The organism is Nonomuraea sp. NPDC004702 (assembly GCF_053601695.1).
On record NZ_JBSGCE010000014.1, the window covers coordinates 141985 to 158696 of the forward strand.

17 protein-coding genes are annotated in these 16712 nt (G+C 71.8%); 13 read left to right on the forward strand and 4 right to left on the reverse strand.

Annotated features, from left to right (window positions below; translation table 11 throughout):
* The first annotated feature begins 19 nt into the window (after positions 1–19).
* From clpS to ACWEJ6_RS19745, 5 genes are all read left to right on the forward strand, one after another.
* A complete protein-coding gene (gene clpS, locus ACWEJ6_RS19725) occupies positions 20–313 on the forward strand; it encodes an ATP-dependent Clp protease adapter ClpS (protein ID WP_352350112.1) in 294 nt (97 codons plus the stop codon).
* Between the two features lie 10 nt (positions 314–323).
* Positions 324–848: a DUF2017 domain-containing protein gene (locus ACWEJ6_RS19730; RefSeq protein ID WP_352350114.1), complete on the forward strand. Its 525-nt coding sequence runs from the start codon at positions 324–326 to the stop codon at positions 846–848.
* A 9-nt stretch (positions 849–857) separates the two neighbouring features.
* The gene (locus ACWEJ6_RS19735) at positions 858–1259 is read left to right on the forward strand and encodes a M67 family metallopeptidase (protein ID WP_352327704.1); all 402 of its coding nucleotides are present in this window, start codon (positions 858–860) and stop codon (positions 1257–1259) included.
* Between the two features lie 140 nt (positions 1260–1399).
* The gene (locus ACWEJ6_RS19740) at positions 1400–1672 is read left to right on the forward strand and encodes a MoaD/ThiS family protein (protein ID WP_352350116.1); all 273 of its coding nucleotides are present in this window, start codon (positions 1400–1402) and stop codon (positions 1670–1672) included.
* 1 nt (position 1673) lies between these two features.
* Positions 1674–2621, forward strand: coding sequence for a PLP-dependent cysteine synthase family protein (locus ACWEJ6_RS19745; protein ID WP_358283538.1), 948 nt, complete (start codon positions 1674–1676; stop codon positions 2619–2621).
* A gap of 50 nt (positions 2622–2671) precedes the next feature.
* Here ACWEJ6_RS19745 and ACWEJ6_RS19750 read toward each other — a convergent pair whose 3' ends face one another.
* Together ACWEJ6_RS19750 and ACWEJ6_RS19755 are read right to left on the reverse strand one after the other, a co-directional pair.
* Positions 2672–4531, reverse strand: coding sequence for a DUF3352 domain-containing protein (locus tag ACWEJ6_RS19750; RefSeq protein WP_452425164.1), 1860 nt, complete (start codon positions 4529–4531; stop codon positions 2672–2674).
* Between the two features lie 85 nt (positions 4532–4616).
* Positions 4617–4943: a hypothetical protein gene (locus ACWEJ6_RS19755; RefSeq protein WP_352350122.1), complete on the reverse strand. Its 327-nt coding sequence runs from the start codon at positions 4941–4943 to the stop codon at positions 4617–4619.
* Positions 4944–5080: 137 nt separating this feature from the next.
* Here ACWEJ6_RS19755 and ACWEJ6_RS19760 point away from each other — a divergent pair, with 137 nt between their 5' ends.
* The 3 genes from ACWEJ6_RS19760 (at position 5081) to ACWEJ6_RS19770 (ending at position 7531) form a co-directional block, all read left to right on the forward strand.
* The gene (locus ACWEJ6_RS19760; RefSeq protein ID WP_387667905.1) at positions 5081–5872 is read left to right on the forward strand and encodes a thioesterase family protein; all 792 of its coding nucleotides are present in this window, start codon (positions 5081–5083) and stop codon (positions 5870–5872) included.
* Positions 5873–5957: 85 nt separating this feature from the next.
* Positions 5958–6782 carry a glutamate racemase gene (gene murI / locus ACWEJ6_RS19765; protein WP_387645872.1) on the forward strand — a complete coding sequence of 275 codons (825 nt, stop codon included), beginning with the start codon at positions 5958–5960 and terminating at the stop codon, positions 6780–6782.
* Complete coding sequence (locus ACWEJ6_RS19770) at positions 6779–7531, forward strand: MBL fold metallo-hydrolase (RefSeq protein WP_357971117.1); 753 nt, start codon at positions 6779–6781, stop codon at positions 7529–7531. Before murI ends, ACWEJ6_RS19770 begins: the two co-directional genes overlap by 4 nt.
* Here ACWEJ6_RS19770 and ACWEJ6_RS19775 read toward each other — a convergent pair.
* Positions 7516–8769 carry an MFS transporter gene (locus tag ACWEJ6_RS19775; protein WP_452425167.1) on the reverse strand — a complete coding sequence of 418 codons (1254 nt, stop codon included), beginning with the start codon at positions 8767–8769 and terminating at the stop codon, positions 7516–7518. The genes ACWEJ6_RS19770 and ACWEJ6_RS19775 overlap by 16 nt on opposite strands.
* Positions 8770–8822: 53 nt before the next feature.
* Here ACWEJ6_RS19775 and rph point away from each other — a divergent pair, with 53 nt between their 5' ends.
* The 5 genes from rph to ACWEJ6_RS19800 all read left to right on the forward strand — a co-directional run bounded on the left by rph (position 8823) and on the right by ACWEJ6_RS19800 (position 13983).
* The gene (gene rph / locus ACWEJ6_RS19780; protein ID WP_358283918.1) at positions 8823–9542 is read left to right on the forward strand and encodes a ribonuclease PH; all 720 of its coding nucleotides are present in this window, start codon (positions 8823–8825) and stop codon (positions 9540–9542) included.
* A complete protein-coding gene (gene rdgB, locus ACWEJ6_RS19785; RefSeq protein WP_387667897.1) occupies positions 9539–10129 on the forward strand; it encodes an RdgB/HAM1 family non-canonical purine NTP pyrophosphatase in 591 nt (196 codons plus the stop codon). Before rph ends, rdgB begins: the two co-directional genes overlap by 4 nt.
* 46 nt (positions 10130–10175) lie before the next feature.
* Positions 10176–11897 carry a molybdopterin-dependent oxidoreductase gene (locus ACWEJ6_RS19790; RefSeq protein ID WP_452425170.1) on the forward strand — a complete coding sequence of 574 codons (1722 nt, stop codon included), beginning with the start codon at positions 10176–10178 and terminating at the stop codon, positions 11895–11897.
* A gap of 119 nt (positions 11898–12016) precedes the next feature.
* Complete coding sequence (locus tag ACWEJ6_RS19795; RefSeq protein WP_452425172.1) at positions 12017–13717, forward strand: toxin glutamine deamidase domain-containing protein; 1701 nt, start codon at positions 12017–12019, stop codon at positions 13715–13717.
* The gene (locus tag ACWEJ6_RS19800) at positions 13714–13983 is read left to right on the forward strand and encodes a hypothetical protein (protein ID WP_452425174.1); all 270 of its coding nucleotides are present in this window, start codon (positions 13714–13716) and stop codon (positions 13981–13983) included. The genes ACWEJ6_RS19795 and ACWEJ6_RS19800 overlap by 4 nt, the downstream gene beginning before the upstream one ends.
* A gap of 239 nt (positions 13984–14222) precedes the next feature.
* On the opposite strand, the gene ACWEJ6_RS19805 is transcribed toward ACWEJ6_RS19800, so the two are convergent.
* The gene (locus tag ACWEJ6_RS19805; RefSeq protein WP_452425177.1) at positions 14223–16712 is read right to left on the reverse strand and encodes an ABC transporter permease; all 2490 of its coding nucleotides are present in this window, start codon (positions 16710–16712) and stop codon (positions 14223–14225) included.

Here is a 16712-nt window from a genome sequence, read left to right on the forward strand (position 1 = left end):
ATAGGGCAGACTCGGGGATGTGGGTAGCACCGCTCCAATCACCGTCGAGCGTCCGTCATCGGACGTCCGGCCCGATCTGCCATGGGTGACCATCGTCTGGAACGACCCGGTCAACCTCATGTCCTACGTGACCTATGTCTTCCAAACCGTCTTCGGCTACACCAAGGAGAAGGCGGAGAAACTGATGCTGGACGTCCACCAAAAGGGCAAGGCGGTCGTGTCCAGTGGCACGCGCGAAGAGATGGAACGCGATGTGCAGATTCTTCACTCCTACGGCCTGTGGGCGACGGTCCAGCCGGATTCGGTCAAGTGAGGCGGCGGCAGTGAGTTCGGGGTTCTCGGCCGGGCGGAACGGCTCGGTCATCGCGCAGTTCGAGGCCGCGGAGGTCTCGCTGTTGCGCTCGCTCGTCTCGATGCTGCTCGGCCTGGTCGCGCCGGGGGAGACCAGCGACGATCCGCTGGAGCGGGCGCTCGGCATCGGGGCGGCCCAGGCGCCCACCGACCCGGTGCTGGCCCGGCTGTTCCCCTCGGCCTACGAGGACGAGCAGGAGGCCTCGGAGTTCCGCCGCTACACCGAGGCCACGCTGCGCGACGGCAAGCGCGCCGACGCCCAGACCGTCCTGGACACCGCGCGACCGGGCGGCGCCGAGCTGACGCCGGAGCAGGCCCAGGCGTGGCTGCGCTCGCTCAACGACGTGCGCCTGACGCTCGGCACCAAGCTCGACGTGACCGAGGAGGTCCACGACGAGATCGCCATGATGTCCGAGGACGACCCCCGCTACCCGGCCTACGTCACCTACGATTGGCTGACCTACCTCCAAGACAGCCTGGTCCGCGCCCTCTGGTAGCTTCCGGGCATGCTCACGATCTCGCAGGAACTGGTGGACAAGATCGTCGCGCACGCGCGGGCCGACCATCCCGACGAGGCGTGCGGGGTGATCGCGGGCCGCGACGGCGTGCCCGAGCGGTTCGTCCCGATGGAGAACGCCGAGCGTTCGCCCACCTTCTACCGGTTCGACTCCATGGAGCAACTGCGCGTCTGGCGGGAGATGGACGACCGCGACGAGGAGCCCGTCGTGATCTACCACTCCCACACCGCCACCGAGGCGTACCCGTCGCGCACCGACGTGTCCTACGCCTCCGAGCCGCAGGCCCACTACGTCCTGGTCTCGACCAGGGACGAGAACGAGGTCGAGTTCCGCTCCTACCGGATCCTCGACGGAGTGATCGAGGAGGAAGAGGTAAGATTCCTCCCATGATGGTCCGGCCGGTGCAGAGCTACCTCTTCGCGCACACCCCGGCCGTCGTCGTCTACGACTGTCGCTGATCTGGAATCCGTACCAAGCCATCGGTGTTGCCGCCGATGGGACGACGACCAGATAAGAGGAGAATGACCGCGATGGCCATCGAGGTTCGCATTCCCACCATCCTGCGCACCTACACCGACGGCGCCAAGGCCGTCGACGCCGAGGGCGCCACCCTCGACGAGCTGATCAGCAACCTTGAGTCGCGCCACCCCGGCATCAAGGACCGCCTGGTCGACCAGGGCAGCCTGCGCCGCTTCGTCAACGTCTACCTCAACGACGAAGACGTGCGCTTCCTCGGCGGCCTCGGCACCCCGGTGTCCGACGGCGACACGGTGACCGTGCTGCCCGCCGTCGCCGGCGGGTGACATGCGGTTCGACTCGCTGATCGACTCGGTCGGGCGCACGCCGCTCGTCGGGCTGCCCCGGCTGTCGCCCTCGCCCGAGGTGCGCGTCTGGGCCAAGCTCGAGGACCGCAACCCGACCGGGTCGATCAAGGACCGGCCGGCGCTGTGGATGATCGAGCAGGCCGAGAAGGACGGCCTGCTCACGCCCGGCTGCACGATCCTGGAGCCCACCAGCGGCAACACCGGCATCTCGCTCGCGATGTCGGCCAAGCTCAAGGGCTACCGGCTGATCTGCGTGATGCCGGAGAACACCTCCGAGGAACGCCGTCAGCTCCTGCGCATGTGGGGCGCGGAGATCATCTCCTCGCCCGCCGCGGGCGGCTCCAACGAGGCCGTCCGCGTGGCCAAGGGCCTGGCCGCGGAGAACCCGTCCTGGGTGATGCTCTACCAGTACGGGAACCCGGCCAACTGGCGCTCCCACTACGAGACCACCGGCCCGGAGATCCTGGCCGACCTGCCCACGGTCACCCACTTCGTGGCCGGGCTCGGCACGACGGGCACGCTCATGGGCGTCGGCCGGTTCCTGCGGGAACGGGTGCCCGGCGTGCAGATCGTCGCCGCCGAGCCGCGCTACGGCGAGCTGGTCTACGGCCTGCGCAACGTCGACGAGGGCTTCATCCCCGAGTTGTACGACGAGTCCGTGCTGACCACCCGCTTCTCCGTCGGCTCGGCCGACGCGCTGCGGCGCACCCGCGAGCTGCTGGCCGCCGAGGGCATCTTCGCCGGCGTCTCGACCGGCGCCGCGCTGCACGCCGCGCTGGGCGTGGCCGGGAAGGCCGTCAAGGCGGGCGAACGGGCCGACGTCGTCTTCGTGGTGGCCGACGGCGGCTGGAAGTACCTGTCCACGGGCGCCTACGAAGGCACCCTGGAGGAGGCGGAAGACCGCCTCGAAGGCCAGCTCTGGGCCTGAGGACATGAAGAAGGGGGGCGGCCGGGACGGCCGCCCCCCTTCTTGCCCGGTCAGTTGAACAGGACCCGCAGCGAGAAGTCCGCCTCGGTGGCGCTCTGCTTGCCGCTCAGCCCGACGGCCCGCAGGACCTGCACGTTGGCCTTCTCGTCGCCCTCCATGCTCTGCAGGTACAGGTGCTCGACCTTGTCGAGGTCCACGAAGAGCGCGAAGGTGGCCTCGCCGGCGTCGGGGATCGCGGTCTGGAACGTCTCGGAGTCGCCCAGCGTGCCCTCCTCGGCCAGCTTCTTGGCGTACTCCTCGCTCGTCGCCGCCGTGAAGACGCCGTCACCGGGCACCTTGGCGAGCTGCGGAGCGGGCTGCCCGCTGGCCGCCAGCGCCTTCTCGATCTTGCCGACGACCGCCTGGGCCTTGGCCGGGTCGGTGACCACGCGGACGCCCGCCTTGATCTGGTCGCCGTCCAGGCCCTGGCTGTCCACCGCGACCGTGAAGTTCTTGCCGAGCACCGTGGCGAGGTCGCCGGGCAGGTCGAGGCCGAACTTGGTCTTGGCCTGGTCGAGGAGCTGCTGCACCTCGGCGCCGCCGCCGGCCGCGGCCGACTTCTGGATCTGGGCCCACTGGCTGGTGATCATCTGGTCCAGGCCGGAGACCGACAGGGCCCCGGCGGTGCCGGCGGGCAGCGTGCCCAGGGTGGCGGGCTGGAGGTCGTCCGAGGTCACGCCCTTGGCGCCCCTGACCAGGCCGGCCAGCTCGACGTAGGCGCTGTCGAAGCGCAGCGCGCCGGCGAACCGGGCGTCCTTGATGGGCTCGATGCTCGCGGCCTGCTCGGCGGGGATGGGGGTGAGCTTGGCCAGCGCGCCCATGTCCGCCCAGAACGACAACACGCCCTGCTCGCCGACGTCGCCCATGTCGTCGTTGAACTCGCTGTTGTCGGCGAGGGTGGCCTCGCCCTTCGCGAACTTGTCGGCCAGCGCCTGGGTCGAGGACAGCAGCGCGTAGTCGTCGCGGAAGGCGATGCCGTACTTGTCGCCGTCCATGAGCTTGGCGATGCCCGCCTTGGCCTGCGCCTGGTCCTTGACCTGCACGGCCACCGCGAAGTCGGGCTCGGACTTGCCGGAGGGCACGGCGGCGAAGCCGACCCTGCTGCCCAGCCACGGGTCCACGTCCTTGGCGAAGTCGACCTTCTTCTCGCCGCTGTCGTTGACCAGGTTGAACAGGGCCTGGCGCGGGTCCTCGCCGGTGAAGGAGCCCTTGGTGACCGTGAACTTCCTGGCGAGCTGGAACAGCGCCAGCTTCTGGTTCGCGGCCGGGTCGAGGTCGAGGCGGGCGTAGGCGATCGCGTTGGCGGGCAGGACCTCGTTCGGCTGCGTGCCGCCGCCGCCGATCGCGCCCACGGCCCACACCGCGCCGCCGCCGAGCAGCACCACCGCGAGCGCGGCCGCGCCGGCGATCAGCCAGCCCTTGCGGCCGCCCTTCTTCGCCGGCTGGGGCGGGCCGAAGCCCTCGGGGCCCTGCTGCTGCCAACCTTGCTGCCCGTACTGGTCCTGCTGCTGCCAGCCCTGCTGCTGGTGCTGCTGCGCGTAGGGGTCCTGCTGCTGCCAGCCCTGTTGCTGGGCGTGCTGGTCCTGCTGCGGCCAGGTCGGTTGTTGTTGCTGCTGTTGCCAGCCCTGCTGGGCCTGGCCGCCGTACGGGGCGCCGTAGGCGGGCTGCTGGCCGTAGGCGGATTGAGGGCTGTAAGCCGGCTGCCCGTACGAAGCTCCCTGCCCCGGCTGCGGGGCCTGCTGACCATACGGCTGCTGGTACGGCTGCTGCGGCTGGTACGGCTGCTGCTGCTCCTGCGGCTGGTCCCAGCCTCCTCGGTACGCCGTGGTGCGCTCAGGATCCTGGCCAGGTGGGGGATTATTCGCAGACATCACTCAACTCACAATGTGGACTTTTGACCACAGAGAAGGTAGCTGATGTTGCTAGATGGCCGCTTGCAATGTGCTGAAGTCGGGATCAGGCCCGGTTTAGCTCTTTTTTCAGCACATCGAGGTGGACTTCGCCATCTGTCCAGTCCGTCACGCAGGCCCAGGGGACGAATGTGCACCCGGCGTACACCGTCCGCGCCAGCGTCTTGGACAGCCAGGGCGAGCGACCCTGACGGTCGCGGGTGAGCCCGAGCAGCACAGGCGCCCGCCGTCCCGAGACGACCAGCCCGTAGACCGTCTGGCTCTGCTGGAGGCCGCCCCTGTGCTTGTGCGCGCGGATGTCGACCACGTGACCGACCCAGATCCCGTTGGAGTCCCACACCGACTGACCGATGAGTTCGGTGACAGTTGCCATGATCGAACTGTCCCATCCGGGTGGTGTTTCCGCAGGTAGGCGCGCTGATGTCGGAACGGCGTGGTGCGAAGGCCGCAGCCCCGCGTAAAGTGGGGGGACTACTAGAATATAGTTCCGTACGGTGAAGGCAGGGCGGGATGACCAAGTTCGACGAGGCCACACAGGCGATCAGGGTCGACGAGACCACCTATGACGTGTGCCTCGACCCCGGATACTCCATCGGCGGCCCGCTCAACGGCGGCTACCTGATGGCCGTCGTCCTGCGTGCCGCCGTGGACGCCTCGCCGTTCGAGCACCCGGTGAGCACCACCTCGCAGTTCCTCAAGTCACCGGTCGCCGGCCCCGCCCAGGTCCGGGTCGAGCCGCTGAAGTCGGGCCGCACGGCCGCCTTCGCCAGGGCCACCCTCGTCCAGGACGGCGTGCCGCAGATCGAGAGCCTGATCACCACCGCCACCCTGAGCGGCGCCGATCCCGTCTACACCGACGCGCCCTCGGTCGTCATGCCGTCCGTCGAGGAGTGCGTCAAGCTGCCCGACCCCAAGCCCGAGAACAACATGACCCTCAACGCCCAGATGGACATGCGCTTCGACCCGCCCACCATCGCCTGGCTGGCCGGCGAACCGACGGGCAGGCCGGAGTCGCGGGCGTACTTCAGGATGGCCGAGCCGCAGGACGCCGACCCGTACGTGCTGGCCCTGGCCGTGGACGCGCTGCCGCCCGTGGTGTTCTCCGCCGGCGCCCGCGGCTGGGCGCCCACCGTCGAGCTCACCTGGCACCTGCGGGCCCTGCCCGCCCCCGGCTGGCTCACCCTGATCGGGAGCGGCCGCCTCATTTCGGACGGCTGGTTCGACGAGGAGGTCGAGGTCTGGGACTCCGCGGGCCGGCTCGTCGCCCAGTCGCGCCAGCTCGCCAGGGTCGGAAGGGGCTGATGTGAGCAACCCGACAGTCGCGCCTTCATCAGGTGTGAGCATTCTTACGCGGTGTTGATCGAGCAGGTCGCCTACCCTCTAGAACGTGCCGGACGAGAGTATTGGGATCTTCGACAGCGGGGTGGGCGGCCTGACGGTCGCACGCGCGATCATCGACCAGCTCCCCCACGAGTCGATCACCTACGTGGCCGACACGGCCCGCCAGCCGTACGGGCCGAAACCCATCGCGGAGCTGCGCGCCTACGCCCTTGAGGTGATGGACCACCTCGTCGAGCAGGACGTCAAGATGCTCGTCATCGCGTGCAACAGCGCCAGCGCCGCCGTGCTGCGCGACGCCCGCGAACGCTACGACGTGCCGGTCGTCGAGGTGATCCAGCCCGCCACCAGGCGCGCGGTGCGCGCCACCCGCACCGGCCGGGTCGGCGTGATCGCCACCCAGGCCACCATCACGTCGCTGGCCTACCACGACGCCTTCACCGCGGCCCCCGACGTGCAGCTCACCGGCGTGGCCGCGCCCCGGCTGGTGGAGTACGTCGAGCGCGGGGAGACGATGAGCAAGGAGCTCATCGACGTCCTGCGCGACTACCTGGAGCCGATCAGGGCGGCCGGCTGCGACACGCTCATCCTCGGCTGCACCCACTACCCGCTGCTCACCGGCGCGATCTCCTACGTCGTCGGCGACGGGGTCACGCTGGTCTCCAGCGCCGACGAGACGGCCAAGGACGTCTACCGGATCCTGCACGACCGCGGACTGGCGGCGGGAGGCGAGGCCACCCCCCGGCACCGCTTCCGCGCCACCGGCGACTCCCAGCTCTTCGCCCGCCTCGGCAGGCGGTTCCTGGGCCCGGAGATCGACGTGGTCGAAGTCGCGCCAGTGGGGGGTACTACCTTTAGCGGGAGGCCCACATGAAGGTGACCATCGTCGGATGCTCGGGCAGCTACCCCGGCCCCGACAGCCCCGCGTCCTGCTATCTCGTCGAGGCCGAGGGGTTCAGGATGCTGCTCGACCTCGGCAACGGGTCGCTCGGCGCGCTCCAGCGCCACATCGGCCTCTACGACGTGGACGCCATCTGCCTGTCCCATCTGCACGCCGACCACTGCCTCGACGTCTGCGGCTACCACGTGGCCCGCACGTACGGGCCCGACGCGCCGTACCCGCCCGTGCCGGTCTACGCGCCCGAGGGGGCGCCGGCCCGGCTCGCGGCCGCGTACGGGATGCCGGACGAGCCCGGCCTGGAGACCGCCTTCGACTTCACGCCGCTGTCGCCCGGCTCGTTCGAGGTGGGGCCGTTCGTCGTCACCGCCGGCCTGGTGAACCATCCGGTCGAGGCGTACGGGTTCCGGGTGGCCAGCGACGACGTGTGCATGGCGTACTCGGGGGACACCGGGGAGTCGGCGGAGCTGGTCAAGCTGGCCGCGGGGGCCGACCTCATGTTGTGCGAGGCGTCGTTCGTCGAGGGGCCCGATCTGCCGCCCGACCTGCACCTGACCGGTCGTCAGGCGGCCGAGCACGCGGCCAAGGCCAACGCGGGCAAGCTGGTGCTCACCCACCTGGTGCCGTGGAACGACAACGCGAGAGTGCTGCAGGACGCGTCGAGGGGCGGCTACGCCGGGCCGATCGAGCTGGCCCGCAGCGGCGCGGTCTACGACCTGGCCTGAACGTCGTCGAAGTCGCGTAATCGGGGCAGCGGCGAGAACAGCAGCGGCACGAACGACACGACCCGGCCGATCATGAACACCCATAAGGCCGTCCGCACGCCGAACTGCTGGGCGACGATCCCGCCGAGCAGCGCGCCCAGCGGGACCGAGCTCCACATCAACGACCGGAACGAGGCGTTGACCCGGCCCAGCAGCTGCTCGGGGACCGTCGTCTGCCGGTAGGTGATCTGGCCGACCGTGCTCAGCGCCGCGCTCCACGACAACGCGATCGAGGTGACGGCGAAGAACGCCACCCGCCAGTCGGCCTGGGTCATCGGCAGCAGCAGGGCGAAGGGCGCCGGAACGGTGAGGGAGAGCCAGGTGATCCTGGCCGTGCCGACCTTCCTGGCCAGCAGCGCGCCGAGCAGGCCCGCGGCCACGCCGCCGAACCCGCCGGACATGAGCAGCACGCCGATGAGACCGGGCGCCAGCCCCACCTCATCGGCCAGGAACAACACCGACAGGCCGAGCACCGCGCCGACCGTCAGGTTCGTCAGCACCGAGGACGCGGCGAACATGCGCAGCAGGCGGTCGCGCCACACGTGGCGCAGCCCCACGCCGATGCCGCGCAGCAACGGCTCGGGCTCGCTCGCGGCCGGTGGCTTGTCCGGGGTCTTGATGGTGCTGAGGAACAGCGCCGACGTCAGCGAGCCCAGCGCGGTGGCGAACATCGTGAACGGCGCGCCGACGAGCTGCACCAGCAGGCCGCCGATGCCCGGCCCGGCCAGGAAGCCGCCGGAGCGCACCACCTCCAGCTTGGAGTTGCCGTCGCTGAGCTGCCGCGTGCTCACCAGGCTGGGCAGGTACGTCTGGTCCGCGACGTCGTTGAACACCTGCGCCGCACCCGCCAGGAAGGCGACCGCGAACATCATCCCGATCGACAGCAGGCCCAGGTGCGCCGCCAGCGGAATGCTCGCCAGCAGCACGAACCTGGCCAGGTCGGTGACCATCATCACGCGGCGCCGGCGCATCCGGTCGACCCACACCCCCGCGGGCAGGCCGAGCATGAGGAACGCGGCGGTCTGCAGCGCGGACAGCAGAGCCACCTGGGCCGGCTGCGCGTGCAGCGTGACGACCGCCACCAGCGGGAGGGCCACGCGCGAGATATTCGCTCCCAGTTCGTTCCCCACGTGCGACGTCAGGAACCGGAGGAAGTCAGGGTTTCGCAACACCCCCGTTGTCATTGCGTAAGGATCCATGTGTCGGACACATTTGGTCAAGAGTGTCGTGCCGCGGAGATAGGGTGATCTGCATGTCCCGACAGGATGGCCGCAACCCCGACCAGCTACGCCCCATCACCATCACCCGGCAGTGGCTGGCGCATGCCGAGGGTTCGGTCCTCGTCGAGTTCGGCGGCACGCGGGTGCTCTGCGCGGCCTCGGTGCAGGACAGCGTGCCACGCTGGCGCAGGGGCAGCGGGCAGGGCTGGGTCACGGCCGAATACGCGATGCTGCCGCGGGCGACCAATACCCGTAATGATCGGGAATCGGTCCGCGGCAAAATCGGCGGGCGCACGCACGAGATTTCCCGGTTGATCGGAAGATCACTTCGCGCGTGCGTCGATTACAAGGCTCTGGGCGAAAACTCCATTGTGCTCGACTGCGACGTTCTCCAGGCCGACGGCGGCACCAGGACCGCCGCGATCACCGGCGCCTACGTCGCGCTCGCCGACGCCGTCGCCTGGATGAAGGCGCGCAAGATGTGCCCGGGAGACCCGCTGATCGGCTCGGTCGCGGCCGTCTCCGTCGGGGTCGTGGGCTCGGTCCCCATGCTCGACCTGTGCTACACCGAAGACGTCGCCGCCGAGACCGACATGAACGTCGTGATGACCGGCGAGGGCGCCTTCGTCGAGGTGCAGGGCACCGCCGAGGGCGTGCCCTTCGACCGCGCGGCCCTCGACCAGCTGCTCGACCTGGCCGCCGCCGGGTGCGAGGAGCTCACCCTGATCCAGCAGGAGGCGCTGAGCGCATGAAGATCGTGCTCGCCACCCGCAACCCGGGCAAGATCGCGGAGCTGCGGCGCATCCTCACCGGGTTCGAGATCGTCGGCCTGGAGGAGTTCCCCGAGATCGGCGAGGTCGCCGAGACCGGCGTCACCTTCGAGGAGAACGCGCTGCTCAAGGCGCACGCCGTCGCCAATGGCTCCGGGCTGCCGGCCGTGGCCGACGACTCCGGGCTCTGCGTCGACGTGCTCAACGGCATGCCCGGCGTCTTCTCGGCCCGCTGGTCCGGCCGCCACGGCGACGACCAGGCCAACCTCGACCTGCTGCTCGCCCAGCTCTCCGACGTGCCCGCCGAGAAGCTGTCGGCGCACTTCGCCTGCGCCGCCGCGCTCGCGCTGCCGTCCGGGGAGCACCGGGTGGTGGAGGGCACGCTGCCCGGTCACCTGATCACCACCCCGCGGGGCACCAACGGCTTCGGCTACGACCCGATCCTGGTCCCGCTCGGCCACGACCGCACCACCGCCGAGCTGTCCCCCGACGAGAAGGACGCCATCAGCCACCGGGGCCGCGCCTTCCGCGCGCTGGCGCCGATCGTGCGCGACATCGTCGGGTCGTAACCACCGCGTAAGAACCTGCTGACCACGGGCGACGTAACGTCGTACCGTGCAGAAGAACGAGACGGTGCCCGCCTGGGCCGGCGCCCTGGCGGGGCTCACGGCGGGCGCGCTGGCGCTGGGGATCGCGCAGCTCGTCGCCGGGCTCGCCGGTCCTGAGACCTTTCCGGTGGTGGCGGTGGGGGACGCCGCCGTCGACCTGACGCCGGCGCCGGTCAAGGATTTCGCGATCAACACGTTCGGGGAGAACGACAAGACCGTCCTCATCGGGGGCGTGCTCGTGGTGCTCGCCGGGATCGCGGCCCTCATCGGCGTGCTGGCGCGGCGGCGGCTGGCGTACGGGTACGCGGGGCTGGCCCTGTTCGGGGTGGTGGGGGTGGCCGCGGTGCTCACCCGTCCTGGGGCGGGGGCGGCGGACGTGCTGCCCACGGTGGCCGGGGTCCTGTGCGGGGGGCTGGCGCTGGGGTGGCTGCTGCGGCGCGCGGGCGGTGGTCGCGGTACGGCCACGGCGGGCTCCGAGGTCGGTGGCGCGGTCGCGGGCGCTGAGGCCGGTGGCCCGGTCGCGGGCGCTGAGGCCGGTGGCGAGGCGGCGCCTGGGGTCGGCGGTGTCGGCGGGGGCGGCGGTGCGGGCTCCGAGGTCGGTGCGGGGGGTGAGGGGGCTGTGGAGCGGCCGGCTGTGATGCGGGCCGGGGCGGGGGAGCGCGGTTTCGACCGGCGGCGGCTGATCACCGGGGTGGCGGGCGGGATCGTGGTGGCGGGGGCGTCGGCCGCGCTGGGCCGGCAGCTCGGCGGGCGGCGGGAGCTGGCTGCGACGCGGGTGAACCTGGCGCTGCCCAGGCCCGCGACGCCCGCCCGCCCCCTTCCCCCCGGTACGGACCTCCGCATCCCCGGCCTGTCCCCCTTCATCACGAAAAATCAGGACTTCTACAGGGTTGATACGGCACTCGTCGTCCCCCAGGTGGACCCGCGCGCCTGGCGGCTTCGCATCCACGGCATGGTGGACAGGCCGGTCGAGATCACCTACGCCCAGCTGCTGAACCTGCCGCTCACCGAGGCCGACATCACCCTGACCTGCGTCTCCAACGAGGTGGGCGGCCCGTACGTCGGCAACGCCCGCTGGCTCGGCGTACGCATGGCCGACCTGCTGCGCCGTGCCGGGCTCCAGCCGGGCGCCGACATGCTGCTGTCCACCTCCGACGACGGCTTCACCTGCGGCACGCCCGTGGACGTCGTGATGGACGGCCGCGACGCCCTCTTCGCCATCGCCATGAACGGCGAGGCGCTCCCGTTCGAGCACGGTTTCCCCGTCCGCCAGGTGGTGCCCGGCCTGTACGGGTACGTGTCGGCCACCAAGTGGGTGGTGGACGTGAAGGTGACCCGGTTCGACCGGGACCAGGCGTACTGGACGCCACGCGGGTGGGCCGCCAAGGGGCCGATCAAGACGGAGTCGCGCATCGACGTCCCGAAGAGCGGCGCCTCGCTCAAGGCCGGGCGCACGACCATCGCCGGGGTGGCGTGGGCCCAGCACACCGGGGTGGACGCCGTCGAGGTGCGGGTCGATCGCGGCGAGTGGCGGCAGGCGCGGCTGGCCGCCGTGCCGGGGCCCGACACCTGGCGGCAGTGGGCGCTCGACTGGGACGCCACCCCCGGGGAGCACACGATCGAGGCGCGGGCCACGGACGCGGCGGGTCACACCCAGACCGAACGGCAGGCGCCGCCCGCGCCCGACGGCGCCAGCGGGTGGCCGGCCGTGACGGTCCAGGTGGCCTGATTCGCGGACGTTTGCGCAGGTAAAGCCGTTCCCCCTGACGGATAATCTTCCCCACTTCCCCCTCTCGGACGCGACGGCGGCCCTACGATCGGTCGTCCAAGCAGGACAGGAGGCAGGACGTGGTCCGCGAACGCAAGTCGAGCGTCCGAGGGGTCCTTCCGGAGGGGCAGTACAACCCGGTGGTGGGGGAGGGGGTCCGGTGGCTCGACTACGAACGTGCCGCCGAGGACGTGCCCGGCGAAGCGCCCGCCACGACCGAGGTCCCCTCCTCCCGTGAGGGCTCGGCCCCTTTAACGCCCGCCGCCTCCAGCGCCCCCGACGAGGAGCCGCCGCCACCCGGCCTCCGTACGCAGGCCCCTCCTCCTTCCCATCCGTCCCCCCAGCCCGCCACAGCCCCCGCCCCTGGTGTGGCCTCCGCCCTGGACGTGCTCACCGGTCTCGCCACCCGCCCGGCCCCGGCCCGCGCCGGCACGCCGTACGGCCTGACGTTCAGCTTGAACACCCTCAGCCGCCTCACCCTCCCGGACGAACGGGAGGACGCACGTCCCGGCCCGCCGCCGACGGATGTGCCGGACGGTCCGGCGCCGCCTTCCACCGAGCCGACCGGCTGCGACGCCGACGTCGGCGCGGCGACCGACGTGCAGGCCGCCACAGAAGTGCCGAACGCCGGGGAGCCGCGGACCGGCACGTCCGGACGTCGGACCGGCACGTCCGGACATCAGGAGGGACGTCCTGACGCGCCCGACGGGCGGGAGCTCCCGGAGGAGGCGGCGTCGCGCACGACGGCTCACCCGGCCCGCGATCCGCACGGAGCCGCACCCGCGCCGGCCGCCCCGCGCGAGATCGGCCTGAACGGAGCCACCCCGCAGGCAGGCGCGGCACGCGGAAGCGACCTGCGGGAAGCCGCCCCGGAGCCGGGCAGCCCGCGTGCGGCCGGTCCGGACGCGGGCAGCCTGCGTGCGGCCGGTCCGGGCAAGGGCAGCCCGGCTGGAGCCGGGCTGGACGCGCGGGAGCCGGGGGAGTTCCCAGGGGGCGGGACCGGCGGGCCGGAGAGACCCGGGGGCGCGGTGACGCGGGGGTTCGGGGCGGCGGTCAGCGGGATGCGGCGGCTGGAGTTCGGGGAGAGGGACGGGGCCTGTGGCGCGGACGGACGGCATCCGCTGGAGGCCCGGATCGACCGGGCGAGGAACCGTGCCGCCGTCGACTGGTTCGAGGGCGAGCGGCGGCCGCCGAGGCTGGCCGACAGCCGTCCGTACGGGCTGCCCGGCGGGCTGGCACAGCCCGACCCGCAGGTGGAACGGGACCTGAGGCAGGCGCTGGAGCCCGGCACCCGGTTCCCCGACCCGCGCGGCACCTGGGTCCGGCTGATCAACGGCGGCGGCCCGGCGGACGACCCGTTCCGGGCCTCCAACGCCGCCGACTGCGCCCTGGCCGTGCTGTCCACCTGGCACGGCGAGCCCGCCACCGCCGCCCCCAGGCTCCCCGAGTACGACGGGATCGGCCGTCCGCTGCTGACCGGCGAGAAGGGCGGAGCGGCCCGGATCGAGCGGTGGACCGGCCAGCGGTTCCAGCATGCGGGCCAGGGGCGGCACGCCTACCCCATGATCGCCCGGCGGCTGCTGGAGGCCGGGCACGGCGCGAGCGCCGTCATCGTGGTGCGCTGGCCGGGCGGCGGATCGCACGTCTGGAACGCGGTCAACTCCGGCAGCGAGGTGATCTGGATCGACGCCCAGCGCGGGCACATGTCGGTCGAGCCGCCGTACGCGACGGTGACGGGGGTGTTCTGCATGATCCTCGACCGGCAGGGGCGGCCGCGATGAACATGGACCAGGCCAGGGCGCTGGCGGAGGAGTACGTCAACGGGACGCGTCCGCCGGACGAGCCGCTGTCGGTGGGCCTGTACGGCTTCCACGACGGGTACGTCGCCTGGATCCGGGAGCTCGACCCCGACGACCCCGCCACCCTGCCGGACACGGTCGGCGGGGCGTGCATCGTGATCGACAAGGCGTCCGGGGAGGTCGTGGTGCGGCCGCTGCTGGACCCCGAGACCGTCGCCGAGCTCTGGCCGGGCCGCACCCCGCGCTGACCGCGTGGCGCACGCGGGGCCGGGCGCCGCCCCCATGGGGCGCCCGACCTGGCGGCACGTACGTGGCCGCGCCCCCCATGGGGCGTCCGACCTGGCGCCCGACCTGGCTTCTGGTCTGGCGGCACGTATGTGGCCGCGCGGCCTCGGCGTCCCCCACGACACCCGTCCCATGAGGCCGCGCAGCCCCCTGCGCGTACCCTCTATCCTGATTTTTCGCTTTTATTCACTTTTATCAGGGATTAACCGGTAGCCAGCGAGCCGACGATCGACGCCCTGGCCGCCCGCCGGGCCGGCACCACGGCGGCCAGCACGCCCGCCAGCCCCGAGAGCACCACGAACAGCGCGATCTGCCCGAGCGGCGCGGAGAACACCGCACCGGGCAACATCGCCCGTACCGCGGCCCAGCCGAACACGCCGCCGAGCACCACGCCGACCAGCGCCCCGATCAGGCCGAGCAGCAGCGCCTCGACCGAGAGCATCCGCCGCAGCTGCGGCCGGGTCAGCCCGAGCGCCCGCAGCAGCGCCGACTCCCTGGTGCGCTCGTGCACCGACAACGACAGGGTGTTGGCGATGCCGAGCAGCGAGATCAGGATCGCCAGCCCGAGCAGCCCGGTCACGATCATGAGCAGCATGTCCAGGGTCTCGTCGAACTGCCCGCGCACCTCGGTCGAGCTGGCCATTTGGACGGTGGGATGGGCCGCGATCGCGGCCTTGACCACCTGGCGGGCCTGGTCGGTCGCGACGCCGTCACGGATGTTGATCATCACGCGGGAGTCGGGCACCCGGTCGTAGTAGGTGTCGAACGGCCGCTCGGCGACGGTGAGCGGCGGCAGGGTGGAGTTCGTCCCGGCGAGGACGGCGACCACCTTCAGCGGCACGGACCCGGCCAGCTCGGTCTTCACCGTGACCGTGTCGCCGACCTTGACGCCCAGGGCGGAGGCCGCGTAGTCGAGCAGCGCGACCTGCCCGGCCGACAGGCCCGCCATCGAGCCGGACAGTACCTCCGGGGTGACGGTCCCGTGGTAGGTGCCGATGTCGAAGCGCCGGTCGCCCACCTTGGCCGGGGTCTCGCGGATCTGCAGCACCGAGGCCAGCTCGGGACGGCCGCGCAGCTTCTCGGCCACCGACCTCGGCACCCCGCTGTCCTGCACCTGGCCGGCCAGCATGTAGTCGACCGGGAACTGCTCGTCGAGCTTGTTCCACACGGTCAGCCGGGTGGAGGCGCTGAGCACCGAGATCAGCGTCATCAGCGTGACGCCGATGGTGAGCGCGACCGTGGTGGTCGCGGCACGCCGGGGGTTGCGGGCCGAGTTGTCCAGGGCCAGGCGTCCGGGCACGCCGAACAGCTTGGCCGGGACCCAGCCCACCACCGCGCTCAGCGGCCCGACCAGCACCGGCCCGAGGATCAGCACGGCCAGGAAGACCAGCGCGCCGCCCGCCATCACGACGAACAGCGTGCTCGTCTCGCCCGCCGGCAGCCCCGCCACGCCGTACGCGGTCAGGCCCGCCCCGGCCAGCAGGAACAGCCCCGCGAACACCGAGCGCAGCAGGCCGGTGCGGAAGTCCTGCTCCTCCGGCTGGGCGCGCAGCGCCGCGACCGGCGGCACGCGCGTGGCCGCCCGCGCGGGCAGCAGGGCCGCGAACAGGGTGACGACCAGGCCGACGGCCAGGCCGATCCCGACGGTGGCCGGCGTCAGCGCGACCGCCGCGTCCGTGGGCATGGGGGCGTCGAACGCGGCCAGCAGCGTCAGGGCGAGCATGGCCAGCCCGTAACCGGCCAGCAGGCCGAGCGCGGAGGCGAGCACCCCGACCGCGACCGACTCCAGCACGATCGAGCCGAACACCTGCCCGCGGGTCGCGCCGATGCAGCGCAGCAGCGCCATCTCCCGGGTGCGCTGCGCGACCAGGATGGTGAAGGTGTTGTAGATGACCAGCGCGGCCACCATCATCGCCACAGCCCCGAACAGCAGCAGGCCGATGGTCAGCGTGCGCATCGACAGCCCGGCCGAGGCCGCCAGGTCGTCGGCCAGCTCCGTGCCGGACTTGACCTCGTACGCGTCGCCGAGCGCCGCGGCCACGGCCTGCTTCAGCCCGGGGGCCGAGCCGGCGACGTCGATCTCGCGGTAGCCCTTGGCGCCGGTCATGCGCTGCGCGGTGGCCGCGGTGAAGCCGACCGCGCCGGTGAAGGAGAGCTCCTGGTCCACCCCGGGGTCGAGCAGGCCGACCAGCCGGAACTGGTGGCGGGCCTGCTTGCGGTCGAGCACGGTGATCGTGTCGCCGAGCCGCAGGCCCTGCGACTTCGCGGTGTTCTTGTCCAGCACGGCCGCCTGGTCGTCGGTGCCCGGGCCGGTGCCCGCGACGATCGCGGTGCGGTCCAGCGGGCCGGGGACGATGGACAGGGCCGTGGTCGGGCTGCTGCCGACCGCCCTGCCGTCCTTGCCGAGCAGCGGCGCGGGGTCGCGGATCAGGCCCTGCGCCTCGGTCACGCCGGCGAGGGCGCGCACCCGTTCCAGGGCCTTCTCCGGCAGCACGCCGTCGCGCTCCTTGGGCAGGACGGCCACGTCCACCTTGTCGGCGTCGGCGGTGACGCGCTGGGAGAAGCCCGCCTGGATGGTGTCGTTCAGCACGAACGTGCCCGCGATGAAGCCCACCCCGAGCGTGATCGCCAGCGAGGTGAGCAGCAGCCTGAGCTTGTGCGCGCGCAGCCCGGCCAGCGCCGTCTTCAGCAC